Here is a 25,423-nt window from a genome sequence, read left to right on the forward strand (position 1 = left end):
TTTACTCAGTTAATCCACGCGCCCCAAGCGATGAATCCGCACGTCGAAGCCCCCATCCTCACCGCCGGTCTGTTTGACTACGCCGAATGGCGCGCTGAAGCGCTGCAGCGCGTCAAGGCGCTGTTGACCTGGCTCGAAGAAAGCGGACTCGATCTCGAACAGGCACGGCCGCTGCTGCAGCGGCAGATCCACCGGCTCGACAACGACCGCATGACCCTGGCCTTCGTTGCCGAGTTCTCGCGCGGCAAGTCCGAGTTGATCAACGCCATCTTTTTCAGCGGACACGGCCAGCGCATCCTGCCCGCCGGAGCCGGGCGCACCACCATGTGCCCGATGGAACTGTTCTCCGACCCCGCGCAGCCCCGCGGCCTGCGGCTGCTGCCCATCGAAACCCGCTTGCAATCGCAGACCCTGGCGCAATGGAAGTCGAGCCCGCAGGTCTGGACGCATTTCGAGCTGCCCTCCCAGGATGCGCAGGGGTTGGCGCAGGCGCTCACCCATTTGTCCGACACCCAGCGCGTACCGCTGGAGCGTGCTCAAGACTTGGGCTTCTTCCATGATGCCGAAGACCTGGCGCAGCTCAATACCGATGCCCAGGGCGAAGTCGAAATTCCGCTTTGGCGTCACGCGCTGGTCAACTTTGCCCATCCGCTGCTCGATCAGGGCCTGAGCATTCTCGACACGCCGGGGCTCAACGCCGTGGGCGCCGAGCCCGAGTTGACCCTCTCGCTCATCCCCTCGGCCAACGCCGTGGTCTTCGTGCTCGGCGCCGACACCGGGGTGACGCGCAGCGATCTGGAAATCTGGAACCGCCACATCGCGACCACCAGCGGCGCGCAAACCCTGGTGGCGCTCAACAAGGTCGATGCGCTGTGGGATCCGCTGCTCACCGCGCCGCAAATCGCCGCCAGCATCGACCATCAGGTGCAGACCACCGCGCAAACGCTGCGTCTGCCGCCCGAGCGGGTGTTTCCCGTCTCGGCGCACAAAGCCCTGCTGGCGCGCATTCAGGGCGACGGCCCGCTGCTCGCCCGCTCGGGCCTGGGCGCGCTGGAAAACGCGCTCAATCGCGCGGCCAATATCGACCGTCGCAGCCTGCTCGACGGCGCCGTGCGCGATGCGGTCGGGCAGGTGCAGTCCGAACTTTCGCAGCAACTGCACAAGCAACTGCACGAGGCCCAGGGACAGCTCGACGAACTGCAGGGACTGCGCGGCAAGAACGCCAATATGGTGGTGCTCATGCTGCAGCGCCTGGCCGCAGAGCGCAACGAGTTCGACGCCGGCATGGCGCAGGTTCTGGCGCTGCGTGCAGTCAACAACCGCATGCTCGAGCAGTTGCGCGAGCGCTTTGCCGCCAAATCGGTGCTGCACGACCTGGAGCAGCTTGAGTTGCGCATGGGCGGCGCGCTGCTGAAAGTCGGCGTAAAGGGCGAACTCGCCCGCATCGGCGCCGATCTGCGCAAGCGGCTGGTGGACGCCGAAACGCAGATCGAAGAAATCCGCCAGATGCTCGCCGCCGCCTTCACCCGCGCCAATAGCGAATTCGGCTTCACCGTCACCGCGCCGCGTGTGCTGCGTCTCAGCGGGTTGATGCAGGAGTTCGACCGGGTGGTCAATGCCTACACCGAGCATCTCTCCGGCGTGAACTGGCTCAAACTGCAGAACAACGCCTACACCCTGCGCACCTTGCGCACCCTGTCGTCGCGGGTACGCGATCTGTTCGAGCGCGCCCTGCGCGATATCGAAAACTGGGACCGCTCAGCCATCGCCCAGCTCGACAGTCAGGTGCGCGAACGCAAAAAGCAACTCAACCGGCGCCTGGCCACGCTGCAACGCATCGAAGACACCAAAGACAGCCTGCACGACCGCATTGACGAATTGCAAAAGCAAATCGCCCAGATCGACGTGCTGCAAAGCGGGCTGAACGATCAGATTCGTCGCTTGATCGCCGCGTAAACGCTCGCCGCAAAGGGCTGGCACAATGCGGCGCTCAATTCGTTTGAGCGCCGCCGCGCCGCAGTGTCGATCTGCCCACCGTGCCCGATTCAGCCCCAGCCGCCCCCTTCACAGCGCCAACCCTGCCGCATTTCGCCAGTCGCCTGGTGCGCTGGCAGCGCCGGCACGGGCGGCACGACCTGCCCTGGCAGGTGCGCGATCCCTACCGGGTCTGGCTGTCGGAGATCATGCTGCAGCAGACGCAGGTCGCCACAGTCATCGATTACTACGCGCGTTTCACGGCCCTGTTTCCCACGGTGCAGGCGCTCGCCGCAGCGCCTGAAGATACCGTGCTCGCCGCCTGGAGCGGGCTGGGCTACTACCAGCGCGCCCGCAATCTGCACCGGTGTGCGCAGATCGTGGTTCAAACGCATGGCGGCGCGTTCCCGCAAACGGCGGAAAGCCTCGCCGCGCTGCCGGGCATCGGCCCCTCCACGGCGGCGGCGATTGCCGCGTTCTGCTTCGACGAGCGCGCCGCCATTCTCGACGGCAATGTGCAGCGCGTGCTCTGCCGCAGTCACGGCATCGACGATCCGGTTCCCTCCACGGCCACCACGCGCAAGCTCTGGTCGCTCGCGCGCAGCCTGCTGCCCGAGGCGCAAGACATGGCCGCCTACACGCAGGGGCTGATGGATCTAGGCGCCACCGTGTGCAGGCCGCGCCAGCCCGCCTGCACCGAATGTCCTTTTGCCATGGATTGCCGCGCTCATTTGGCGGGCGATCCGCAGCGCCTGCCCGTGCGCAAGGCGGCGCGCAAAAGTCGCCCGCAGCGCAGCACCGTCATGCTTTGGTTGCGCAACTCGCCGGACGGTCTTTGCTGGCTGGAAAAGCGCCCGCAACTGGGCCTCTGGCCAGGGCTGTGGAGCCTGCCGCAATTCGATGCGCCCGAGCAAGCGCTGCAGTTCGCCGCGCAGATCGGGCTGGTGATCGGCCAGCGAGAACTGGCGCCGTTTCGCCATGCGTTCACCCATTTCGAGCTGACCGTGCGCCCCTTGCTCGTCGACGTCCAGGCCCAGCCCCGGGCCGCAGAGCCACAAGGCCAATGGCTCGATCTTGAACAGGCCGCGCGGCTGGGGCTGCCCGCGCCCGTGCGCAGCCTGTTGCTGCAGCAAGTTCCGCCCGCTGACGCTCCACCCCCGGCCGTGCTGCACAAATGAACGGAGCAGACGACATCACCTTGTTCGGCGTCGATTTCAGCAGTGCGCCCAGTCGGCGCAAACCCATCGTGATCGCGCGGGGACGGCTGGCTCAAGACCCATCGCACACCGTGATCCTGCAGGACTTCAACCGGCTCGACACCCTGGCGTCGTTCGGTCAGTGGCTGCAGATGCCCGGCCCCTGGATCGGCGCCTTCGACCTGCCTTTCGGCCTGCCGCGCGAGTTGATCGACACCCTGCGCTGGCCCGGCCATCGGCAAGACGAAGCCCCGCTGCCTTGGGAGCGGCTGATCTCGCATCTGCGCCACCAGAGCCGCGCGCAACTGCGCGAAGTCTTCCGCAGCTTTTGTGCCGCCCGCCCGGCTGGGGCGAAATTCGCCCACCGCGCCTGCGATCTGCCTGCGGGGTCTTCGCCGTCGATGAAATGGGTGAATCCACCCGTCGCCTGGATGCTGCACGCAGGAGCGCCTTTGCTGCTCGATGCAGGGGTCACGCTGCCGGGTCTGCGTGGTGGCGATCCGCTGCGTGTGGCGCTCGAAGCCTATCCGGGCCATGCCGCCCGCGCCGTTCTGGGGCGGCGCAGTTATAAAAGTGATGACCCCGCGAAGCAGACCGCCGAACGCGAAGCCGCACGCGACTTGCTGCTGGCGGCGATGGAAAGCGGGCGTCACCCGCTGGGCATCCGTCTGCAGTGCACCGATGAGCAACGCAAGCCCATGCAGCTCGACGCGCGCGGCGACGCGCTGGACGCTGCGCTCTGCCTGATGCAAGCCGCGTGGGCCTGCCTGAGGCGGCATGAAGGCTATGGACTTCCGCACGCCATCGACCCGGTCGAAGGATGGATCGTCAGCGTGCCTCAGCCCTGATCCGCGACAACCCCCTGCGCCGCAAAAATCAGACGATGGCCAGGTGCCCGGTATCGCTGCCGATGTCGGCGTTGCGCGCGCGCTTGCTGTCGAGCTTGATGCGCAGCCGCAGATCATTGACCGAATCGGCGTTGCGCAGCGCGTCTTCGTAACTGATCTTCTCGGCATCGAATAACTCGAACAAGGCCTGGTCGAAGGTCTGCATGCCCATCTCGCGCGACCGCCGCATCACATCCTTGATCTCGGTGAGCTTGCCCTCGAAGATCTGATCGGCGATCAGCGGCGAGTTGATCATGACCTCCACCGCGGCCACGCGCCCCTTGCCGGTTTGCAGCGGCACCAGCCGCTGCGACACCAGCGCGCGCAGATTGAGCGACAAGTCCATCAGCAGTTGCGCGCGCCGTTCTTCGGGGAAGAAGTTGATGATGCGGTCGAGCGCCTGGTTGGCATTGTTGGCGTGCAGCGTGGCCAGCACCAGGTGGCCGGTCTCGGAAAAAACCACCGCGTGCTCCATGGTCTCGCGGTCGCGGATTTCGCCCATCAGAATGACGTCGGGCGCCTGACGCAGGGTGTTCTTGAGCGCCGCCTCCCAGCTGTCGGTGTCGAGCCCGACTTCACGCTGGGTCACGATGCAGTTCTTGTGCGGATGCACGAACTCGATGGGGTCTTCCACCGTGATGATGTGGCCGTGCGAATTTTCGTTGCGGAAATCGAGCATGGCGGCCATCGAGGTCGATTTGCCCGAGCCGGTGGCGCCGACAAAAATGATGAGGCCGCGCTTGTTCATCGCCAGCGTCTTGAGCACTTGCGGCAATCCCAGGCTGTCGATGGAGGGCAAGTCTTGCGGGATCTGCCGCAGCACGATGCCCACCTTGCCCTGCTGGATGAAGGCATTGCAGCGAAAGCGCGTGAGGCCCGCGGGAGAAATCGCGAAATTGCATTCCTTGGTGCGCTCGAACTCGGCCGACTGTTTGTCGTTCATGATCGAGCGCGCCAGCGCCAGGGTGTGCTGGCTGGTGAGCGCCTGCGACGACAGCTTGGAAACCGCGCCATCGACCTTGATGGCCGGCGGAAAATCGGCCGTGAGAAACAGGTCCGAGCCGCCCCGGCTGATCATCAGCTTGAGCAGATCGTTGATGAATTTGGAAGCCTGATCACGATCCATACGCCCCCCAGCGCTTGTTCAGGTTTTGAATACGGTGGTTCATGCCGCAAGCCGCGCGCATCAACCGCCGGGCGAAGTCGCGGCGACCCGCGCACTGAGCTTGCGCAGACGCAGCGACAAGCGGCGCGCCAGCGAGCCGATGAGACGGCAGGCCGCGGCCGGGTCTTGCGCAATCATGCGGTCGAGATCGCCAGCTTCGAGCACCGCAATCTCGCTGTCGGTCAGCGTGGTGCAGTACGACCAGCGCGGCGCGGCGTCAACCAGCGACATTTCACCCAGCATGCTGCCTGCGCGCACCTCGGTCAGGCGCAGTCTGTCGCCCCAGGGTTGCATGCGATCGACCGCCACCGCGCCTCGCAGCAGCACCACCATGAAGCTGCCCGTCTCGCCCTGCGCGATGAGGTCGGCACCCGCCTTGACGGTGTAGAAATGAAAATACTTGATGCAGCGCTCTTTGTCCGACTGGGTCAGCCCTGCCATGTATTTGTCTTGCTGCCAGAGTTCGAGCAGGCGCTGGCCGCCAGCGCTGCGCGACAGCTTGGTCACGCCGATCTCGGCCGAGCGCTGCGACCAGTCGACCACAGACTCTAGGCTGGAGACTTCCGCGTCATGGAAGCCGGTGGTGAAAAACTGAGACTCGGGCGCATCGTCCACCCCGTCTTTGCGCGAACCGGCGCGGAGTTTGTCGAATAGTTTCATGGCCTGCTGGGTGCGAGTGGGAATATCGGGAGAGTGCGGATTGCGCCGCTGGTGCGTCTGGGCTCTCAGGCGCCAGGGAAATTTTCGGGCTGTTTGGCCTTGGTGCGTGCTTCGGTGGCGGAGATCATGTTGCGCTTGACCAGATCGGCCAGATTCTGGTCAAGGGTCTGCATGCCGAAAGACTGGCTGGTCTGGATCATGGAATACATCTGCGCAATCTTGTTCTCGCGGATCAGATTGCGAATGGCCGGCGTGCCGATCATGATTTCATGTGCGGCCACCCGGCCCGAGCCGTCTTTTTTCTTGCACAGCGTCTGCGAAATCACGCCCACCAGCGCTTCCGACAGCATGGCGCGCACCATTTCCTTTTCTTCCGCCGGGAACACGTCGACGATACGGTCAATGGTCTTGGGCGCCGACGAGGTGTGCAGGGTGGCGAACACCAGGTGGCCGGTTTCGGAAGCGGTAAGCGCTAAGCGGATGGTTTCGAGGTCGCGCATTTCGCCCACCAGAATCGCGTCCGGGTCTTCGCGCAACGCCGAGCGCAGCGCGTTGGAAAAGCTCAGGGTATGCGGGCCGACTTCGCGCTGATTGATCAGCGCCTTCTTCGATTGATGGACGAATTCGATCGGGTCTTCGATGGTGAGAATGTGGCCGTACTCGGTCTCGTTGTAATGATTGATCATCGCCGCCAGGGTGGTGGACTTGCCCGAACCCGTCGGCCCGGTCACCAGCACCAGACCGCGCGGCTTGAGCGCCAGATCGGCGAAAATTTTCGGTGCGTTCAGATCGTCGAGGGTGAGCACCTTGCTCGGAATGGTGCGGAAAACCGCGCCCGCGCCGCGCGCCTGGTTGAAGGCATTGACGCGAAAACGCGCCAGTTGCGGCACCTCGAAGGAAAAATCGACCTCGAGAAACTCTTCGTAGTGTTTGCGCTGCGAATCGCTCATGATGTCGTACACCATGGCGTGCACCGCCTTGTGGTCGAGCGGCTCGACGTTGATGCGCCGCACGTCGCCATGCACGCGAATCATCGGCGGCAGGCCCGCCGAGAGGTGCAGATCGGAGGCGTCGTTCTTGACGCTGAATGCGAGCAGTTGTGTGATGTCCAAGCGATGTCTCCCCCGAGCAAGCTTGTGCGTGACGGTGCGTCCGCCGCGCGGCTATCGAATGGGCTATCTTAAGGTCAGAACCACGGTTTCCCGCAATTCGGCGGGCTGACCCGGGTGGAATTGTTGTATCGATCCAGATTTTGTCGGCCCATGTCCCTCGCCTCCCCTCTTGTCTCTCCTCTCGCCCACCCTCTGTCCGCGGTGCGCCAGCGCATCGCACAAGCCGCCGCAGCAGCCGGGCGCGATCCGCACTCTGTCACCCTGCTGGCGGTGTCCAAAACCTTTCCCGCAGAAGACATCGCCCGCGCCGCCGCACTCGGGCAAACCGCCTTCGGCGAGAACTATGTGCAGGAAGCGGTGGACAAGATCGCCGCCCTGCGCCCCGACTGGCCCGCGCTGCAATGGCATTTCATCGGACCGCTGCAAAGCAACAAGACCCGCGATGTCGCCGAGCATTTCGACTGGGTGCACAGCATCGACCGCCTCAAGCTGGCCCAGCGTCTGAGCGACCAGCGGCCCGCAGAATTGGATCCGCTGCAGGTCTGCATCCAGGTCAATGTGGACTTTGAGGCCACCAAAAGCGGCGTGCGCCCGGAAGACGCCTCGGCGCTGGCTGCGTCCGTGGCCGCGCTGCCCCGACTGCGTCTGCGCGGGTTGATGTGCATACCCGAGCCCAGAGCCGACGCCGCTGCACAACGCGCGCCCTTCGCCCGGCTGCGCGAGCTGCGCGACGCCATCGCCGCCGAGCACGGACTGACGCTCGACACCCTGTCGATGGGTATGAGCGCCGATCTTGAAGCGGCGGTTCTGGAGGGCGCCACCATCGTGCGGGTGGGTTCGGCGATTTTCGGTGCGCGCCCTGCTTTGGGCGCCAAGGCCTGATGGGCAACCCCGAGGCCAATTTGTCCCGGCGTGCCTGGGTGAGCGGCCGGGTGCAGGGTGTGTCGTTCCGCGCCGCAACCCGCGCCAAAGCGCTGTCGCTGGGGTTGCGAGGGCAGGCCGTCAACTTGCAGGATGGCCGGGTGGAAGTGTGGATTTGCGGTGATGCGCAGGCGGTGCAAGCCCTGCTCGAATGGCTGCGGATCGGGCCTCCCGCTGCGCGGGTGGACGCGGTGCAGGTCGAGCCTGCCGACGCCGAAGGCTGCCCCGAAGGATTTCAGGTGGGTTGATTTTGGCCGATGCGCCGCCCGCGACCGTTGCGAACCGCATCGGCGAGTTGCTCCAGCACCCTCACCGTGGCCTCCCAGCCGATGCAGCCGTCGGTGATGCTCTGCCCGTACTGCAGCGCCGACAGGTCTGCCGTGAGCGCCTGCTTGCCTTCGACCAGATGGCTCTCCAGCATGACGCCGAGAATGTGGCGGCTGCCCGCGGCGATCTGCGCACCGATCTCGGCCGCCACCTGCGGCTGGCGCCGATAGTCGCTGCGGCTGTTGGCATGGCTGCAATCGATCATCACCCGGCCGGGCAGATCGGCCGCCTGCAGCGCGGCCACGGCTGCTTCCACGCTGGCGGCATCGAAATTCGGCCCCGCGTCGCCGCCCCGCAGGATGAGGTGGCAATCGGCATTGCCGGTCGTGGTGATCACCATGGCCCGGCCGTCGAGCGAGATGGAAGGAAAGCGGTGAGATTGCGCCGCCACCACGATGGCGTCCACCGCCGTCTGCAGCTTGCCGCTGGTCGGGTTCTTGAACCCCAGCGGGGCCGACAGCGCCGAGGCCATCTGCCGATGCAGCGGGCTTTCGGTGGTGCGCGCGCCGATGGCGCCCCAGCTCAGCAACTCGGCGTAGTACTGCGGCGTAACCAGATCGAGAATTTCAGAAGCGGCTGGAACGCCCAGGCGCGCGCATTCCACCAGCAGGCCTCTAGCCTTGAGCAAACCCTTGTGAAGGTCGCCGCGCCCGTCCAGATCAGGGTCGTAGATCATGCCCTTCCAGCCCAGACGGGTACGCGGCTTCTCGAAATACACCCGCATCACCAAAAACAAGGCATCGTCGAAGCGCGAGGCTACCTCGCGCAGACGCCGCGCGTACTCAATCGCCGCAGCGCTGTCGTGGATGGAGCAAGGCCCGACAACGACCAGCAGCCGGTCGTCATCGCCCCGCACGATGTCGCGCACGGTCTGGCGCGCGCGGGCGACCACCTGCGCCTGGGCCTCGCTGACGGGCACTTCGGCCCGCAATTCGTTCGGCGTGGGCAACAGCTCTTCCCGCGCAATGTGGAGATCGGCAATACGCGTCGGCATGAGCGTCCTTGGATGAGAAATTCCTAAAAAACTAGATCAGGCTCCGCAGATCGGGCAGCCCGGCCTTGGCAGCCTGCTGCGCCAGTTGCCGGGCCGCCGCACCGTCCACGCGAGCCAGCTCGGTCAGCACCCGCAGCCAGAGCGCAGGCTGCTGCGGCAGCGGCGCGCAGTAAAGCAGGTCGCCGCCACGCTGCACCGCCAGAACCGGAAAGTTGGGCGGCTCAAAATCGCCCAGCGCATCGGCGCGATCCTCGACGTCGATCCAGTACCAGCGCACCGCGACATCGGGCGGCAGTTGCGTCGCCAGCGCCTCGAAGCCTGCACGCCAGTCGCGGCAGATGCCGCACCACTGCGCGCACAGACAGGCGACGAGCAGCGGCTCCATCACCAGCGGGCGGCTTACCGCAGCGCCTTGAAGCGCAGACGGTGCGGGCGCGCGCCTTCTTCGCCCAGACGGCGTTTTTTGTCGGCCTCGTATTCCTGATAGTTGCCGGAAAAGAACGTCCACTGCGAATCGCCTTCGGCCGCGAGAATGTGGGTGGCGATGCGGTCGAGAAACCAGCGGTCGTGGCTCGACACCATGATGCAGCCCGCGAACTCGAGCAGCGCATCTTCGAGCGCGCGCAGGGTTTCGACGTCGAGGTCGTTGGACGGCTCATCGAGCAGCAGCACATTGCCGCCAGAGATCAGGGTCTTGGCCAGATGCAGCCGCCCGCGCTCCCCGCCGGAGAGCTTGCCCACGATCTTCTGCTGATCGCCGCCCTTGAAATTGAACCGCCCGCAGTAGGCGCGCGAGGGCACCTGGAACTTGCCCACGTTGAGAATGTCCAGCCCGTCGGAAACCGCTTCCCACACCGTCTTGTCGTCGGGCAGGGCCTCACGGCTCTGGTCTTCGTACACCAGCTTGACCGTGGGGCCGATGACGATCTCGCCCGCATCGGGCTTGTCCTTGCCAGCAATCATGCGAAACAGCGTGGACTTACCCGCGCCATTGGGGCCGATGACGCCGACAATGGCGCCCGGCGGCAGCTTGAAGCTCAAGTTTTCGATCAACAGCCGCTCGCCGTGCGCCTTGCGCACGTTCTTGAACTCGATGACCTCATTGCCCAGGCGATCGGCCACGGGAATGAAAATCTCGTTGGTCTCGTTGCGCTTCTGGTACTCGATGCTGGAGAGCTCTTCGAATCGTGCCATGCGCGCCTTGCTTTTGGACTGGCGCCCTTTCGGGTTTTGCCGCACCCACTCCAATTCCTGCTTCATGGTCTTGAGGTGAGACGCCTCGCTGCGCGATTCCTGCTCCAGCCGGGCTTCCTTCTGCTCCAGCCAGTTGCTGTAATTGCCCTTGAACGGAATGCCCTGGCCACGGTCGAGTTCAAGAATCCACTCGGCCGCATTGTCGAGGAAATAGCGGTCGTGGGTGACGGCCACCACGGTGCCGGGAAAACGGTGCAGAAACTGCTCCAGCCAGTCCACGCTCTCGGCGTCGAGGTGATTGGTCGGCTCATCGAGCAGCAGCATGTCGGGCTTGGAGAGCAGCAGGCGGCACAGCGCCACGCGACGCTTTTCACCGCCCGACAGCGGGCCGACAATCGCATCCCACGCGGGCAGCCGCAGCGCATCGGCAGCCACTTCCATCTGCAGATCGGTGTTGTCGCCCTCGCCTGCAGCGATGATGGCTTCGAGCTGCGCCTGCTCTTCCGCCAGCTTGTCGAAGTCGGCATCGGCGTTTCCGTATTCCACATAGACCTCTTCCAGCCGTTTCTTGGCGGCGAGCACACCGCCCAGACCTTCTTCCACCGCCTCGCGCACGGTCTGCGCCGGATCGAGCTGCGGCTCTTGCGGCAGGTAGCCGATGCGCAAGCCCGCCATCGGCACGGCTTCGCCTTCAATATCGGTATCCACCCCGGCCATGATCTTGAGCAGGGTCGATTTGCCTGAGCCGTTCAGGCCCAGCACGCCAATCTTGGCGCCGGGGAAAAAACTCAGCGAAACATCCTTGAGAATCTGACGCTTGGGCGGCACGATCTTGCCGACCCGGTTCATGGTGAAAACGTATTGAGCCATCTGTGTTTCAGACCTGTTTGAGGAAAGACTGCGCGCCCACATCCCATGGGGCAAACCGCTATTGTCGCTGCAAGGCCACGGCCATGACGCGCAGCAGCAAGAATTCCATTACCATACTGCTCAGCGGCCATGTCCAGTCTCCCAGCCGCAGTCACTTTTGACTCCTGCCGAGCCTCTCGGCCCACTCCATCTGTTGCAGACTGGCGCGCTTGTTCAAGCGCGGTGGCAGAGTCCTGGATCGGTTCACACACCGCTCCCGAAAGTTTTTCACATGTCTTTTCAAGATCTGGGCTTGATCGAGCCCCTCGTGCGTGCTGTTGCCGAACAAGGTTACACCGTACCCACTCCCATTCAACTCCAGGCCATTCCGGTTGTGCTCGCAGGGCATGATCTGCTGGCCGCGGCGCAGACCGGCACCGGCAAAACGGCCGGCTTCACCCTGCCCATGCTGCAGCGCCTGAGTGGCGGCGAACCCGCTCGCAACGCCAAGGGCAAGATCATTCCCCGCGCCCTCATCCTCACTCCCACCCGCGAGCTGGCTGCGCAGGTGCATGAAAACCTCGCCGCCTACGGCCGCCACCTCAAGCTGCACAGCATGGCGATGTATGGCGGCGTGGGCATGCAGCCGCAGATCAACGCCCTGGCGCGCGGCATGGACATCGTCGTGGCCACGCCCGGCCGCCTGCTCGACCACCAAAGCCAGCGCAATATCGACCTGTCCGCGGTGCAGATGCTGGTGCTCGACGAAGCCGACCGCATGCTCGACATGGGCTTCGTCCACGACATGCGCCGCATCGTCGCCCTGCTGCCTAAGCAGCGTCAGAACTTGCTGTTCTCCGCCACCTTCTCTGAAGAGATCAAGCGGCTGGCCGGCGACTTTTTGGTCAACCCGCAACAGGTTGCCGTCGCACGCCAGAACGCCACGGCCGATCTGGTCGAACAGATCGTGTTCCCGGTCGACCGCGAGCGCAAGCGCGACATGCTGGTCCACCTCATCCGCGAACGCAACTGGCCGCAAACTCTGGTGTTCACCCGCACCAAGCACGGCGCCAACCGTCTGGCCGAACAACTCGACAAGGACGGCATCGTCGCCACCGGCTTTCACGGCAACAAAACCCAGTCCGCCCGCCTGCGCGCCCTGGCCGACTTCAAGAGCGGCAAGCTGCAGGTGCTCGTCGCTACCGATATCGCCGCGCGCGGCATCGACATCGACCAGCTTCCGGTCGTGGTGAATTACGAACTACCCAACATCCCAGAAGACTATGTGCACCGCATCGGCCGCACCGGCCGTGCGGGCAGCAATGGGCAAGCTATTTCGCTGGTCTGCGTGGACGAACTCGGCTTCCTGCGCGACATCGAAAAGCTAGTGCGCAACCCCATTACGCAAGAAGTCATTCCGGGCTTCGAGCCCGACCCCAACGCCAAGGCGCAGCCCATCGTCATGGGCCGCACCGTACTGCACGGCGGCGAGCGTCGCGGCGGCAAGGGTGAAGGCGGCGCGGGTGGTGGCCAAGGTCAACGCCGCAGTGGTGCAAACGCAGGCAATCGCGGCGCAAGCCGCAACGGCCCCGGTCAGGGCCAGGGACGCGCCCAGACACCCGCCAGCGCCAAACCGCAAGGCCAGCGCCAATCGGGCAACGGCAACAAACCTTCTGGCGCACCCGCTGGTGCAGGCGGCCTACCGCCGGAACGCCGTGCCGATTCCTGGCAAAGCACCCCCTGGGTCGAACTCGACCTGCCTCCGCACATGCGCAACGGCCAAGGCCGTGGACGCCGCCCTTCTGGCGGTGGACAAGCTGCTGGCTTCGGCGGTCAGCGCCGCCAGGGCGGGGGTCAGCGCACTCGCTGACGCAGGAATTGCGATCGGGCAATTCCTCGGGACTCGCTCGGTCGCATTGGCGTCGTAGGGGATTTTTCGGGACATAGCATTTCGCGCATCTATCTCGATTCATCGGAGTTTCGCGCATGTTCAAGTCCCCGCTTCACCATCTCAGCGTCATGGCGCTGGTCGAAGGCTCGTCGCTCATCGCCCTGGTGCTGCTGGCCGTGCCGCTGAAGTACGCGGCCGATTGGCCTACGGGCGTGAAAATCATCGGGCCGATTCACGGCGCCCTGTTCATCTGGGCCACGATCGCACTGGTGGTGACGCTCTCGCGCGGGCAGCTCTCGCCCTTGCGCAGCCTGGGCGTTTTCCTCGCTTCGCTCATTCCGTTTGGCGGACTGTGGTCGCACCGCATGATGCGCCGCCAGCTCGACAAAGCGCCTGCGACAGCAGTCTGAGCGACTGCGCTACTACAGGGCTACTGCAGAGCCAGTTGCACCGCCCCGCTGTGGGTGAAGGGAATCTGCAGCATCGTCTGGCCGATCTCGGCTGTTCCCTGAATCACGTAGCGCACCGTGCCGTCCGACGGCAGGGTGGCGATGAGGCTCAGCAGTGTTGCGCTGTTGACCTCGACCTGCACCGGAACCTGCGCCTGCTGCTGCGCGGCGATGGTGACGGGCGCGGTGCTCACGCCCTGCGCCACGTCCAGGCCGTTGAACTGGATCTGAAACCGCAGTTTCTGCAGCGGCAGGGCCAGCCCCCCGGTGTTGCGAATATTCAGGGTGAGGTCGAGGATGGCGGTTGCGCCTTGCAGGGCAATGCTGTCCACACTGCGAATCGACACCTCCGGCGCCACGGCGGCTTGCTGCGCCTGCGCAGGCGGCGAGGCGAACAGGGTCGCCGCCCACATCAGGGCGGGCAGCAAACCTCGCCAGTTTTTGATCAGCCGCAGCACCATCAATGCCCGGAGAAATCCACCAGGGTGAACAACGGTAGGCCTGCATCGCGCAGCAGCTGTGAGCCGCCGAGCTCGGGCAGATCGACGATGGCCGCGCCTTCGATCACGCTGGCCCCGAGCTTTTCGAGCAGACGCTTGCCGGCCATCATGGTGCCGCCGGTGGCGATGAGGTCGTCGATGAGCAGCACGCAATCGCCCGGCCGCACCGCGTCGGTGTGAATCTCCACCGTGGCGCTGCCGTATTCCAGCTCGTACTCCTCGGACACCGTGTCGAAAGGCAGCTTGCCCTTCTTGCGGATGGGCACGAAGCCGATGTTGAGTTCGTAGGCGATAACGGCGCCGAGAATGAAGCCGCGCGCGTCGATGCCCGCCACCACGTCCGGGCGCAGATCGGGGGCCATGTAGCGATGCACGAACTGGTCGATGAGCACGCGGAACACCCGCGGGTTCTGCAGCAGCGGCGTGATGTCGCGGAACTGCACGCCGGGTGACGGCCAGTCGGGCACGGTGCGGATGTGTTGGCGCAGATAGTCGATGACATTCATGGTGATCCGTTCAACAAACAAAATTCAGGTCGCCGCCTCGTCGCCGAACACGTCGTGGTACGAGGCAAACGACGCACCCGACAGCACGGGAAACAACACCAGCAGGCCGAGGCCGAACGGCAACATGGCCACGATGGAAATGGGCAGCAGCAAAACGGTGAACAAGGTAATGGGCGCCAGATTGGTGAACCCGGCTCGCACCGACAGCTTGACCGCGTTCCACGGACTGACACCCCCGAGCGCCACCAGCGTATTGACGAACCAGAACGCCACGCTGAACAGATAGAGCGCCAGCAAAACCAACAGCAGCAAGGTCATGAGCGAACCCGCCAAGGCGCCCAGACCTGCGGCCATGCCTACGCCGGGGGTCATGACTTTGGCAAACGCGCCAAAGCTGGCCAGCCCCAGGCCGAACATCGCGCCCAGCCCCATCACGATCGCCGCGCCGATCACCCCGCCCAGCGCCAGCACCAGCAGGGAGACCAGCAACAGCGGGCCGATGCGGCCGGTCCACCGCTGCGTGGTCGACGACAGCGTGCCTTCATTTTGAGGTTCGACCGGCATGCCTTGCGGCGTGATCGTTTGCGCTTGCGCCGCCCGCTTGCGCAGCAGCGCCGCAAAAATCACGCCAAAAGCCAGCAGCGGCAGACTCAACCATTGCGAAAGCAGCCCGCCCATCGGCAACTCGCCCAATAGCCACAGCAGCACGAGCAGCGCCACGGCCAGGCCCAGCCAGGGCAGCGGCGCCTGCATGAAACTGCGCCAGCCATCCATCCACCAGCGCAGGCCGAATCCAGCGGGAACGCGGCGAAATACGGGGTCTGGAACGATGAGATCAGTGGAGGTCATGGCGGGCAATGGGGAATGAAGACGGCCCATTATCCGACGCCGATTTGAAAGCCTACCGAGCGATATCCTCCAGCCGCCGCTGCGTCACCCGCGGCCCCATGATGACGATGACCAGCGCCACGCCGACCATCGCGGCGGCGATGAAAGTGAACACGCCAACGTCGCCCGAGGTCTTGAGCAGATCGGCGATGACGAAGCCGGTGAACACCGCGCTGATGCGGCTGAACGAATAGACAAAGCCCACTGCCCGGGCACGGATGCGGGTGGGGTAGAGCTCGCTCTGGTAAGCGTGGAAGGCGTAACTCATGATGTTGTTGAAAAACGCCACCGCAATGCCAAACACAATGATCGCGGCCGCCCCTTGCGCATGGGCGAACAGCAGGCCAAACAACGCCACGGCCAGCGCGGGCACGGCGATCAGCCATTTGCGCTCGAAGCGGTCGCCGAATGAGGCGCCGATGAGGGACGAAATCGGATAGGCGAAGGCGATGATGAAGGTGTAGAGCAGCGACTTCGGAATGTCCAAGCCCTTGGCGATGAGATAGGTCGGCGCCCAACTGGCAAAGCCGTAGTACCCCACCGTCTGCAGAATATTGAACAGGATGAGCATCACCGTGCGTTTGCGATACACGCCTTCCCACATCTCGCCCCAGCGCGCCTTGACGTGCTCGACATCGCCCACAAAGCCCTTCGGCTCGGGCAGGGGTTGGCCGGTTTCGCGTTCCACCTGCTTCTCGATGCGGCTGAGAATCGCGTCAGCCGCGTGATGACGGCCCTTGTCTTCCAGCCAGCGCGGCGACTCGGGCAGGCGCAGCCGGATGAACCAGATGACGATGGCGCCCAGCGCGCAGATGATGGCCACCCAGCGCCAGCCATCGAGCCCCGCGATCTGATGCGGCACCATCAGCCATCCCAGAAAGGCGACCACCGGCACGGCGCTGAAGGTGATGAACTGGTTCATCGCGAAATACGTGCCCCGCTTGGCCTGCGGCGCCAGTTCCGAGACATAGGTGTCGATGTTGACCATCTCCAGGCCGATCCCGATGGAGGCGATGAACCGCCAGATGTCGATATTCATCGCGGTCTGCTGAAACGCCATGATGAGGGTGGCGATGCAATACCAGAGCAAGGCCCAGGTATAGACCGCACGCCGCCCATACCGATCCGACAGCCAGCTCACGAACAGCGTGCCCACCCACAAACCGAGAAACAGGGCCGCGACAAAGCTGGCAATCCCCTGAAAGCCGAACAGCCCCTTGGTGGTCGCGGTGAACACCCCGCTTTTGAACAAGCCGGGCGCGATATAAGCGGTCAGAAACAGGTCGTAAAACTCGAACAGCCCGCCCAGCGAGAGCAGGATGACCATATTGCGCACGGTCTTCGAAGGAGGCAGGCGGTCGATGCGCGCCGCGATGGTGGGCGCGCCGTGGTGGCCGGGACGGGGGCCTTCAGACGCCTCTGCGCCGACTGGCGCCGGGATGGTGCTCATGCATGTCTCCTGTATTTATCGTTCCTCCATGATGGATGGAAAAAACAGGAGACGGGGTGTCGAAATGTGACTTGGGGTGACGCGTTGCTTCAACTGGGCTGCAACACGCTGGCACCGGGCTGTTTGAGCAGTTGCGCCCATTCCTCGAGCTCGCGCGGCTCGCCGAACAGATAGCCCTGCATGCTTTGCAGGCCCATGCCGTGCAGCGCCTGGGCGCATTCGCGCGTCTCCACCCCCTCGGCGACCACGTTGATCGACAGGCGTCGGGAGATATCGACGAGCCCGCGCACGATTTCTGCGTTGCGCACGTCCTTGGTCACATCCGCCGTGAAGCTGGCCGGAATCTTGATGTCGCTCGGATCGAGAATCTTGAGGTATTCGAACGAGGCGTAGCCCTCGCCGAAATCGTCCATCGCCACCCGCACGCCCGACTTGCGCAGCGACTGCACATTGCGCGCCACACTGGGAAACGCTGGGATGGCGCGGCGCTCGGTCACTTCGACCATCAGGCGCTCGGGCGCCCAGGCGTAGCGCTGCAGGGTACTGCTGATGTGCTCGATCAGGGCCGGATCGCCGATCTGATCGGCCTCGATATTGACCGAGATGTAGCCGTTCCAGCCCGTCCAGTTGGACAGCACCCGCGCCTCGGAGATGGCTTCTTCCATCACCCAGAAAAACAGCTCACTGGTCTGTGCAGGGGTCAGTTGCGGCAGAAACATCAGCGGGGAATGCCGCTTCGGCGCATCTTCCGCGCGCCAGCGGAACAACACCTCCAGCCCGATGACCTGCCCCGCCGGGAAACTCACCTGCGGTTGATAAACCAGCGCCGGAGCCCCCGCTCCCGCATGTGCGGCAATTTCAGAAAAAACGTCGCGTTCCACAATGAAGGTGCCGCTCAATCGTTGTTGAAGAGTGTTGTTGAAAGGACCAAGCCTGAATATTTCCGGCAGGTTAGCATGGGTTTTGAAACGTTCAAATCCGGACTTACAAATTCCGTGCTCTCTGACAACAACGCGCCCGATCGATGCCAGCGCACGACACCATGACCTCCTCTGCCTCACCTCGCTCCCGTACTGCCGCCCTTGTCCAAGCCCCTCCCGACAGCTCGCAGACCGGCCCGAGCTACCGGGTATCGGTTGCCGATGCACTCGCGCACCAGTTTCTGGTCGAGCTCGACCTGCCCCACCCGGAACCAGCGGGGCAGGAGTTCTGGCTCCCGGTCTGGATTCCCGGCAGCTATCTGGTGCGCGAATTCGCCCGCCATATCTTGCAGCTGCAGGCCTGGTGCGCCGACAAACCCATCGCACTACACAAAATCGCCAAGAACCGCTGGCGCGCCGCTCCGTGCAACGGGCCGCTACGGCTGCGCTACCGGGTGTATGCCTTCGATCTCTCGGTACGCACCGCCTACCTCGATACTCAGCGCGGCTTTTTCAACGCCAGCAGCCTGCTGCTCGCAGCCGCTGGACGCGAGCAGCAGCCGCACACCGTCACCCTCGCCTGCGCCGACTTCGCGCCGCACTGGACAGTGGCCACCACCTTGCCCGCGCTTGAATGCGACACCGATGGCTTCGGCAGCCGACGCGCGGCAAACTACGACGCACTGATCGACCATCCCGTTGAAATGGGCGAACTGCTGCGGCTGGAGTTCAGTGCGGGCGGGGCCCCGCACGTCATGGTCATCGCCCTGGGCAATCAGCCGCACGACACCGTGGATACCCGGCGGCTGGCGCGCGACCTCAAGCGCATCTGCAGTGCGCAGATCGCCCTGTTCGAGCCCCGCAGCAAGCGCGCACCGTTTGCCGAGTACCTGTTCATGGTCGCACCGACCGCCGAGGGCTACGGCGGGCTGGAACATGCCGACAGCACCGCCCTGATGTGCGCCCGCCGCAGCCTGCCGCACCCGCGCCTGCAAGACACCGACAGCGCCCATAGCGCCCACAGCGACTATCGCGACTTTCTCGGCCTGTGCAGCCACGAATACTTCCACGCCTGGAACGTCAAGCGCATCAAGCCGCAGGCCTTCACGCCTTACGACCTTCAAGCCGAAAACCCCACCACTCTGCTGTGGCTGTTCGAGGGCTTCACCGCGTATTACGACGATCTGATGGTGTTGCGCGCGGGGCTGATCACGCCGCAGCAATACCTCGACGGTCTGGCCCGCACCCTCGGCGCGGTGCTGCGCACGCCCGGGCGCCAGGTTCAAAGCGTGGCCGAGGCCAGCTTCGATGCCTGGACCAAGTATTACCGCCCCGATGAAAACACCGCCAACGCCACGGTGAGCTACTACCAGCTCGGCGCGCTGGTCGCCTTGTCCATCGACCTGCGGCTGCGCCGCGAAAGCGCGGCCACGCTGGACGACGTGATGCGTCGGCTGTGGACGCGCTATGGCCGCGCCGACGCGCCGCTGCGCGCCGAAGGCGTGGCCGAAGACGCCCTGCCCGCGCTGCTCAAGGAAGTGAGCGGCCTCGACTGGCGCGCCTTCTTCCGCCGCCATGTTCACGGCACTGAACTGCCCCCGGTCAAGACGCAGTTCGCTGATTTCGGCATTCAATGGGCCTCGCAAGAAGACACTCCGCTCGACGCGCTGGGGCTGGCTGCGCAGGAACAGGCGGGCGGCTGGCTCACCGTGCAGCGCGTGCGCAACGGCGGCTGGGCCGAACGCGCCGGGCTGGCCGCTGGCGATCTGCTGCTCATGCTGGACGGCGAGCGGGCGCGCAAAGCCGTGATCGAGCGCCGCCATGCACAGGCCCGAGCGGGCGATGTGTGGCGTCTCACCTGGCTGCGGCAAGATCTGGAGCAGCACAGTCAAACGCCTTGGTTTGCGCTGCCCGACAGCCGCGTGCAACTGCGGCTAGCCGACAAGCCGCGCCCCGCGCAGCGCCAACGTCTGAGCGCCTGGATGGGCACCGCACTGTGACGCACAATGTTCTCTAACGCCCCTTTAGGAGATGCCCATGGAGACCCCTGACGACGCCACCGTCCTGACCGAAACCCGAGGCCACGTCGGCCTCATCACCCTCAATCGACCCAAGCAACTCAACGCCCTGAACGACGCCCTGATGGACGCGCTGGGCGCCGCGCTCAGAGCGTTTGACGCTGATCCGGCCATCGGCTGCATGGTCGTCACCGGCAGCGACAAGGCTTTCGCCGCCGGGGCCGACATCACCGCCATGGCGAAAAAGACCTTTCCCGCCAGCTACGCGGAGGACTTCATCACCCGCAACTGGGAAGCGATGATGCAGATTCGCAAGCCGGTGATTGCGGCGGTGCGCGGCTTCGCGCTGGGCGGGGGCTGCGAGCTGGCGATGATGTGCGATCTCATCGTCGCCGCCGACAACGCCCAGTTCGGCCAGCCCGAAATCAAGCTCGGCATCATTCCCGGCGCCGGCGGCACCCAGCGGCTGACGCGCGCCGTGGGCAAAGCCAAGGCCATGGATCTGATCCTCACCGGCCGGATGATGGACGCGCATGAGGCCGAGCGCAGCGGCCTGGTCGCGCGGGTCGTGCCGCTGCAGCAGACACTCGATGAGGCCGTGGCGATGGCCGAAACCATTTCCAGCTTCTCGCAGGCTTCGGTGCTCATGGCCAAGGAAAGCGTGAACCGCGCGTTTGAATCGTCGCTGTCCGAAGGTTTGCGTTTCGAGCGTCGGCTGTTTCAGTCGCTGTTCGCTACGGCCGACCAGAAGGAGGGTATGGCGGCTTTCCTGGAAAAACGAAAACCGCTTTTCACGAACAAATGATGCGGTATACTGCGCGGCTTGTTTGCGTGTTGGCGCTTTAGCTCAGTCGGTTAGAGCGACGGAATCATAATCCGCAGGTCCGGGGTTCGAGTCCCTGAAGCGCCACCATAGTTTTCCAGCCCACATCGTTTTTTTCGTAGGCTTCTCGTTTGCACCCTTCGCGCCGAATTCGTGGGCGCTGATCCAAGCCCATGCGTTGTTGCCTGGGCTTTTTTGTTTTGCGCGCCCTGCGAACCGCTGAACCGTTGTTTGTCCAAGGAGTTGGCCATGAAACTTCAACCGTTGCTGCGTCGGATGGCCCTTGGGGCGGCGCTGTGTCTGGGCAGCCTGGGCGCGGCTCACGCGCAGATGAACTACCCGATGGGCAGCCTGCAGGGCCTAGCGACGTTTGGCGCGTTTCCGAGCGTCAGCATCAACTGCACCGATTACACCCTCGGCCCAGGCGCGCGGGTGATCAGCCCGCTAAACCGCATCATTCCCCGCAACCAGCTCAACGGGCTGCAGGCCCCGGTGGTGTTTCAGACCGACGCGATGGGCAATGTGTTTCGCGTGTGGCTGGTGAGCGATTCCACAGCCAGCCAGCTTCAGTTGCCCAAGGCGCCGGGACAGTGCGGGCTGTTTTTCAGCAATTGACGGACGCTTCCATCGTGACAAAAAAGGTCTTTATCAAGACGTTCGGCTGCCAGATGAACGAGTACGACTCGGCCAAGATGGCCGACGTGCTCGGCGCGGCTGAAGGCTATGAACCCGTGGCAACGCCGCAGGAAGCCGATCTCATATTGCTCAACACCTGCTCCATTCGTGAAAAGGCGCAGGAAAAAGTGTTCAGCGATCTGGGACGCCTGCGCGAGCTCAAGGCCGACAAGCCGAGTCTGCTGATCGGCGTGGGCGGCTGTGTGGCGAGCCAGGAAGGCGAGGCCATCGTCAAGCGCGCGCCTTATGTCGATCTGGTGTTTGGCCCGCAAACGCTGCACCGGCTGCCGCAACTCATTGCGCAGCGCCAGGCGCTCGGGCGCGCGCAGGTCGATATCAGCTTTCCGGAAATCGAAAAATTCGATCATCTGCCGCCCGCACGGGTGGAGGGCCCGAGCGCCTTCGTCTCCATCATGGAAGGCTGCAGCAAGTATTGCAGCTATTGCGTGGTGCCCTACACCCGCGGCGAGGAAGTCTCGCGGCCCTTGGTCGACGTGCTCACCGAGGTGGCCGAGTTGGCCTCGCTGGGCGTGCGCGAAGTGACGCTGCTGGGCCAGAACGTCAATGCCTGGCTGGGCTCGGGAGAGGGCGAAGATTTCGCCTTTCTGCTGGAATGCGTGGCCGAGATCGACGGCATCGAACGCATCCGCTACACCACCAGCCATCCGAAGGAATTCACCCAGCGGCTGATCGATGCCTACGGCCGTATCCCCAAACTGGTCAACCATGTGCACCTGCCGGTGCAGCATGGCAGCGACCGCATTCTGGCAGCGATGAAGCGCGGCTATACCGCGCTGGAGTTCAAGAGCATCGTGCGGCGGCTGCGCGCGGTGCGGCCCGATATCTGCATCGGTTCCGACTTCATCGTCGGCTTTCCGGGCGAGACCGAGGCCGACTTCGCGCAGTTGATGAAACTGATCGAGGACCTGCAGTTCGACGCCAGCTTCAGCTTCATTTTCAGCCCGCGCCCCGGCACTCCGGCGGCCAATCTGGCGGATGACACCCCGGCCGACGTCAAGCTCAAGCGGCTGCAGACCTTGCAGGCGCAGATCGAGAAGCAGGCTTCGGCCATCAGCGCCGCCATGGTGGACACGGAACAGGCCGTGCTCATCGAAGGGCCGAGCAAGAAAGATCCCTCGGAACTGCAGGGCCGCACCGAAAACAACCGCATCGTGCACCTGAAGGCCAACGCGCGCTTGATCGGCCAGATCGTGCCGGTGCGCATCACCACGGCCTACCCGCACTCGCTGCGCGGCGAAGTGTGCGTGGCTGAAGCGGATCAGGCCGCGGCGGTCTGATTCGCTTCAGCCTGTGCGCTCTACTTGATCATCAGGCGCAAGCTGTCCCAAGCGCGGCCGAACAGACCCGCTTCGGGCACGGCCTTGATGACCTCCAGCGGATAGACCGCCAGCGGCTTGCCGCTCATGCTCACGTCGAGTTGGCCGACGCGCTGCCCGGCCTGCAGCGGCGCCACCAGCGGGTCGGGCCGCACCACCTTGGTCTGAAGGTCTTTGCCCATGCCGCGCGGCACCGAAATGACCACCGGCACCGAGGAGCCCAGTTCCACTTTGTTATCCACGCCCTTCCAGACGGGCGCAGTCAGTACCGGCTTGCCGGGCGAGGCCAGCACGATGTCGTCGAAGTTCTGATAAGCCCAGTTGAGCAGCACCTGGCTCTCCTCGCCGCGGGCCCGCTCGGTGGGTGTGCCCATCACCACGGTGAGCAGACGGCGCGGGCCGTTGGGAAATTGGCGCAGCGCCGAGGTGATCATGCAGTAACCCGCCTCGGAGGTGTAACCCGTTTTCATGCCGTCCACGGAAGGATCGGTGAACAGCAGGCTGACGCGGTTGGGCTGGGTGATGTGGTTGTAGGTGAATTCCTTGACCTTGAAATAGCGCGCGTAATCGGCCGGAAAGTCGCGGATGATGTGGGTAGCGATGATGGAGAGGTCATACGCCGTGGTGTGGTGGCCGGGATCGGGCAAGCCCGTCGGGTCCATGAAATGCGTGCCTTTGAGGCCCCACTGCTGCGCCTGGCGGTTCATCATGGCGACGAAGGCGCTCACCGAGCCGCCCACCGTCTGCGCCAGCGTCATCGCGGCGTCATTGCCCGATTGCACGATCATGCCCAACAGCAGGTCGTTAACCGACACCGGCACTCGCGGGTCGATGAACATGCGCGAGCCACCGGTCTGCCAGGCCTCTTTCGATTCGGTCACCATCTGGTTGAGCTTGATGGTGCCTTCTTTCAAGGCCTTGAAGGTCAAGTAAGCCGTCATCAGCTTGGTCAGCGAGGCCGGCGCCTCCTGAGCGTGGGCATCGTGCTCGGCGAGGATCTGCCCACTGGTCAGATCGACCACCAGCCAGGCCCGCGCATCGAGCTTGGGCGGCGGAACGGTGGCCAGCATGGCCTGCATCGGCGTGAGGGGAGCGGCTGCGGCACTCGGGGCCGGAGTCGTTGCGGCGGGAGCTGCCGCTGGAGTGGGGGCGGCCTGCGCCAAAGGCGACAGCGCGAGCAGACAGGCCGCGCTGCAGGCGGCGACAAACGATTGAACGGACATAGGCGAATCCTGAGACTCAAAACAGAAAACCGACACCCTAGCAGCCTGAGGGCGTGACAGGGGTGACGAAGTTTTGCCGCGCACGCTGGGAGCCTGTCGGGCTTTGGTCGTCGATAGCGAAAATGGGGCCCAGCTTGGACAGTTTTTGCCGGATTTGCAGGCCCATAGCCCTGCTATGGGTCAAAAAGCCGGTGAAAAATGGACTGCTGCGATCCATTTGCAGCCGACGATTCCAAAGCCCGACAGGCTCCTCGATGTCGCGGCAGAGGGTCAGAGCGCGGGGCGGCGAGAAGGTTCGCAGGAACGAAAAAACAAAGGCGCGTTTCAGACGCGCGTGCTGCTGGCGTTCTGAGAAACTCGCCGGGCCGCCCCAAGAGTTTCTCACCCCCTCGGGGGGCCTGGCGCGCAGCGACAGGTCTTGGGGGCGCTTAGGGGTTTTCTGCCCCGTGCCACTGACAGACCCACTCGCGCAGGGGCAGCAGCAGGCCGTGGAAAAAATGCCCCGCGCCCGGAAACACGACCACGGGCAACTGCTGCGGCCGTGCCCAGTCGAGCACGCCGGACAGCGGCACCACATCGTCTTGCTCACCATGCAGCACAAGCACGCGCTGTGCGAGCGGCGTGGCGTTGGCCGGTTTGATCTGCGGCACGTCGAAACGGGTGACGGCCGTGCCCACTAAAGTGAGATGCTGCAAGGTGGCGCCCCGCTGCTGCAAGGCCAGCGCACAACGCGCGGCGACGGCGGCGCCGAAGGAAAATCCGGCCAGCGCCAAGGGCAGGATCTCGCGCTCAAGCCCGGCTTGCTGCGCGACCTGAGGAATGAAGTCGTCGAACACGGCCAGCAGGTCGGCGGTTTCGCCCACGCCGTGGTCAAACGCTCCGGCCGTGGCGCCCACACTGCGAAAGTTGGGCCGTACCGCCAAGAAACCGAGTTGCAGCCAGGCGCGGGCCAGGGTCTGCGCTACCTTGTTGTCGAGCGTGCCGCCGAACAGTGGATGAGGGTGCGCTACCAGCGCCAGCCCGCGGGGTGGCCCCTCGGGCGCATCGACCGCCACTTCGATCGCCCCCGCCGGGCCCTTCACCAGCAGCTTGCGGGTCTGCGCGTTCATTTGCATCGGCCCGAATTACTGATCCGCGTCAGGGAGATCCGGCAGACGCAGACGCTCCACCACCTCGCCACGCAGCAGATGGCTGTGCACGATGTCATCGATATCGCTCTGATCGACATAGGTGTACCAGACGCCCTCGGGATAGACCACGCAGACCGGCCCCTCCTCGCAGCGATCGAGGCACCCCGCCCGGTTGACGCGCACCTTGCCCGCACCCGCCAGCCCCAGCGTCTTGACGGCTGATTTGCAGTGCTCGAATGCAGCCTCCGCCCCGCTGGCGGCGCAGCACGGCCGTGCGGCGCTGGCGTCGCGCTGGTTCAGACAGAAAAAAATGTGGTGTTTGTAGTAGTTCATG

The 25,423-nt window shown here is 64.5% G+C and carries 26 protein-coding genes and 1 tRNA gene; 13 read left to right on the forward strand and 14 right to left on the reverse strand.

What is annotated here, in order from left to right; all coding sequences use genetic code 11:
* Positions 1–30 precede the first annotated feature (30 nt).
* From B3H47_RS08975 to B3H47_RS08985, 3 genes are all read left to right on the forward strand, one after another.
* Entirely contained in the window at positions 31–1,956 is a 1,926-nt protein-coding gene (locus B3H47_RS08975) for a dynamin family protein (protein WP_286986767.1), read from the forward strand.
* 80 nt (positions 1,957–2,036) lie between these two features.
* Entirely contained in the window at positions 2,037–3,152 is a 1,116-nt protein-coding gene (gene mutY / locus B3H47_RS08980) for an A/G-specific adenine glycosylase (protein WP_286986768.1), read from the forward strand.
* Positions 3,149–4,018: a DUF429 domain-containing protein gene (locus B3H47_RS08985; RefSeq protein WP_286986769.1), complete on the forward strand. Its 870-nt coding sequence runs from the start codon at positions 3,149–3,151 to the stop codon at positions 4,016–4,018. The genes mutY and B3H47_RS08985 overlap by 4 nt, the downstream gene beginning before the upstream one ends.
* A gap of 28 nt (positions 4,019–4,046) precedes the next feature.
* Here B3H47_RS08985 and B3H47_RS08990 read toward each other — a convergent pair whose 3' ends face one another.
* The 3 genes from B3H47_RS08990 to B3H47_RS09000 all read right to left on the reverse strand — a co-directional run bounded on the left by B3H47_RS08990 (position 4,047) and on the right by B3H47_RS09000 (position 6,994).
* On the reverse strand, positions 4,047–5,183 hold the full coding sequence (locus B3H47_RS08990; RefSeq protein WP_156054149.1) for a PilT/PilU family type 4a pilus ATPase: 1,137 nt from the start codon (positions 5,181–5,183) through the stop codon (positions 4,047–4,049).
* A gap of 60 nt (positions 5,184–5,243) precedes the next feature.
* Entirely contained in the window at positions 5,244–5,882 is a 639-nt protein-coding gene (locus tag B3H47_RS08995) for a Crp/Fnr family transcriptional regulator (RefSeq protein ID WP_013104505.1), read from the reverse strand.
* A gap of 65 nt (positions 5,883–5,947) precedes the next feature.
* The gene (locus B3H47_RS09000) at positions 5,948–6,994 is read right to left on the reverse strand and encodes a type IV pilus twitching motility protein PilT (RefSeq protein WP_013104504.1); all 1,047 of its coding nucleotides are present in this window, start codon (positions 6,992–6,994) and stop codon (positions 5,948–5,950) included.
* Between the two features lie 150 nt (positions 6,995–7,144).
* On the opposite strand from B3H47_RS09000, the gene B3H47_RS09005 reads away from it, so the two are divergent.
* Both B3H47_RS09005 and B3H47_RS09010 read left to right on the forward strand, forming a co-directional pair.
* The gene (locus tag B3H47_RS09005; RefSeq protein ID WP_286986770.1) at positions 7,145–7,876 is read left to right on the forward strand and encodes a YggS family pyridoxal phosphate-dependent enzyme; all 732 of its coding nucleotides are present in this window, start codon (positions 7,145–7,147) and stop codon (positions 7,874–7,876) included.
* 20 nt (positions 7,877–7,896) lie between these two features.
* A complete protein-coding gene (locus B3H47_RS09010; RefSeq protein ID WP_286986771.1) occupies positions 7,897–8,163 on the forward strand; it encodes an acylphosphatase in 267 nt (88 codons plus the stop codon).
* Here B3H47_RS09010 and B3H47_RS09015 read toward each other — a convergent pair.
* Genes B3H47_RS09015 through ettA form a run of 3 tightly spaced genes read right to left on the reverse strand, consistent with a single transcriptional unit; the run spans position 8,151 to position 11,300 of the window.
* Positions 8,151–9,236, reverse strand: a complete 1,086-nt coding sequence (locus tag B3H47_RS09015; RefSeq protein WP_286986772.1) for a 3-deoxy-7-phosphoheptulonate synthase — start codon at positions 9,234–9,236, stop codon at positions 8,151–8,153. The genes B3H47_RS09010 and B3H47_RS09015 overlap by 13 nt on opposite strands.
* A 31-nt stretch (positions 9,237–9,267) precedes the next feature.
* Positions 9,268–9,621 carry a thioredoxin domain-containing protein gene (locus tag B3H47_RS09020; protein ID WP_286730003.1) on the reverse strand — a complete coding sequence of 118 codons (354 nt, stop codon included), beginning with the start codon at positions 9,619–9,621 and terminating at the stop codon, positions 9,268–9,270.
* A gap of 14 nt (positions 9,622–9,635) precedes the next feature.
* Complete coding sequence (ettA, locus tag B3H47_RS09025; RefSeq protein WP_286986773.1) at positions 9,636–11,300, reverse strand: energy-dependent translational throttle protein EttA; 1,665 nt, start codon at positions 11,298–11,300, stop codon at positions 9,636–9,638.
* 271 nt (positions 11,301–11,571) lie between these two features.
* On the opposite strand from ettA, the gene B3H47_RS09030 reads away from it, so the two are divergent.
* Complete coding sequence (locus B3H47_RS09030) at positions 11,572–13,149, forward strand: DEAD/DEAH box helicase (protein ID WP_286986774.1); 1,578 nt, start codon at positions 11,572–11,574, stop codon at positions 13,147–13,149.
* Positions 13,150–13,265: 116 nt separating this feature from the next.
* Positions 13,266–13,580, forward strand: a complete 315-nt coding sequence (locus B3H47_RS09035; protein WP_013104478.1) for a DUF3817 domain-containing protein — start codon at positions 13,266–13,268, stop codon at positions 13,578–13,580.
* Between the two features lie 20 nt (positions 13,581–13,600).
* Here the strand turns inward: B3H47_RS09035 and B3H47_RS09040 are convergent, their stop codons facing one another.
* From B3H47_RS09040 to B3H47_RS09060, 5 genes are all read right to left on the reverse strand, one after another.
* Positions 13,601–14,077: an LEA type 2 family protein gene (locus tag B3H47_RS09040; RefSeq protein WP_286731782.1), complete on the reverse strand. Its 477-nt coding sequence runs from the start codon at positions 14,075–14,077 to the stop codon at positions 13,601–13,603.
* A 2-nt stretch (positions 14,078–14,079) separates the two neighbouring features.
* A complete protein-coding gene (locus B3H47_RS09045) occupies positions 14,080–14,625 on the reverse strand; it encodes an adenine phosphoribosyltransferase (RefSeq protein WP_286986775.1) in 546 nt (181 codons plus the stop codon).
* A 24-nt stretch (positions 14,626–14,649) separates the two neighbouring features.
* A complete protein-coding gene (locus B3H47_RS09050; RefSeq protein WP_286986776.1) occupies positions 14,650–15,474 on the reverse strand; it encodes a hypothetical protein in 825 nt (274 codons plus the stop codon).
* Positions 15,475–15,526: 52 nt separating this feature from the next.
* Positions 15,527–16,963 carry an MFS transporter gene (locus B3H47_RS09055; RefSeq protein ID WP_286986777.1) on the reverse strand — a complete coding sequence of 479 codons (1,437 nt, stop codon included), beginning with the start codon at positions 16,961–16,963 and terminating at the stop codon, positions 15,527–15,529.
* An 89-nt stretch (positions 16,964–17,052) separates the two neighbouring features.
* A complete protein-coding gene (locus B3H47_RS09060) occupies positions 17,053–17,862 on the reverse strand; it encodes an EAL domain-containing protein (RefSeq protein ID WP_276728945.1) in 810 nt (269 codons plus the stop codon).
* Positions 17,863–18,005: 143 nt separating this feature from the next.
* Here B3H47_RS09060 and B3H47_RS09065 point away from each other — a divergent pair, with 143 nt between their 5' ends.
* The 5 genes from B3H47_RS09065 to miaB all read left to right on the forward strand — a co-directional run bounded on the left by B3H47_RS09065 (position 18,006) and on the right by miaB (position 22,697).
* Positions 18,006–19,883, forward strand: coding sequence for a M61 family metallopeptidase (locus B3H47_RS09065; RefSeq protein WP_286986778.1), 1,878 nt, complete (start codon positions 18,006–18,008; stop codon positions 19,881–19,883).
* A gap of 37 nt (positions 19,884–19,920) precedes the next feature.
* Positions 19,921–20,706: an enoyl-CoA hydratase gene (locus B3H47_RS09070; RefSeq protein ID WP_286986779.1), complete on the forward strand. Its 786-nt coding sequence runs from the start codon at positions 19,921–19,923 to the stop codon at positions 20,704–20,706.
* 31 nt (positions 20,707–20,737) lie between these two features.
* Positions 20,738–20,814, forward strand: a tRNA-Met gene (locus B3H47_RS09075).
* A 159-nt stretch (positions 20,815–20,973) separates the two neighbouring features.
* On the forward strand, positions 20,974–21,339 hold the full coding sequence (locus tag B3H47_RS09080; protein ID WP_286986780.1) for a hypothetical protein: 366 nt from the start codon (positions 20,974–20,976) through the stop codon (positions 21,337–21,339).
* Between the two features lie 14 nt (positions 21,340–21,353).
* Complete coding sequence (gene miaB / locus B3H47_RS09085) at positions 21,354–22,697, forward strand: tRNA (N6-isopentenyl adenosine(37)-C2)-methylthiotransferase MiaB (RefSeq protein ID WP_286986781.1); 1,344 nt, start codon at positions 21,354–21,356, stop codon at positions 22,695–22,697.
* A gap of 20 nt (positions 22,698–22,717) precedes the next feature.
* On the opposite strand, the gene B3H47_RS09090 is transcribed toward miaB, so the two are convergent.
* Entirely contained in the window at positions 22,718–23,959 is a 1,242-nt protein-coding gene (locus B3H47_RS09090) for a D-alanyl-D-alanine carboxypeptidase family protein (protein WP_079668500.1), read from the reverse strand.
* Positions 23,960–24,032: 73 nt separating this feature from the next.
* Here B3H47_RS09090 and B3H47_RS09095 point away from each other — a divergent pair, with 73 nt between their 5' ends.
* A complete protein-coding gene (locus tag B3H47_RS09095; RefSeq protein WP_286986782.1) occupies positions 24,033–24,311 on the forward strand; it encodes a hypothetical protein in 279 nt (92 codons plus the stop codon).
* 76 nt (positions 24,312–24,387) lie between these two features.
* On the opposite strand, the gene B3H47_RS09100 is transcribed toward B3H47_RS09095, so the two are convergent.
* Both B3H47_RS09100 and B3H47_RS09105 read right to left on the reverse strand, forming a co-directional pair.
* On the reverse strand, positions 24,388–25,068 hold the full coding sequence (locus tag B3H47_RS09100; RefSeq protein WP_286986783.1) for an alpha/beta hydrolase: 681 nt from the start codon (positions 25,066–25,068) through the stop codon (positions 24,388–24,390).
* A 15-nt stretch (positions 25,069–25,083) separates the two neighbouring features.
* Positions 25,084–25,422, reverse strand: coding sequence for a (2Fe-2S) ferredoxin domain-containing protein (locus B3H47_RS09105; RefSeq protein WP_286986784.1), 339 nt, complete (start codon positions 25,420–25,422; stop codon positions 25,084–25,086).
* Between the last annotated feature and the right edge of the window lies 1 nt (position 25,423).

The organism is Thiomonas sp. UBA7699, from assembly GCF_002482605.1.
Taxonomy (GTDB): Bacteria; Pseudomonadota; Gammaproteobacteria; order Burkholderiales; family Burkholderiaceae_C; genus Thiomonas; species Thiomonas arsenitoxydans.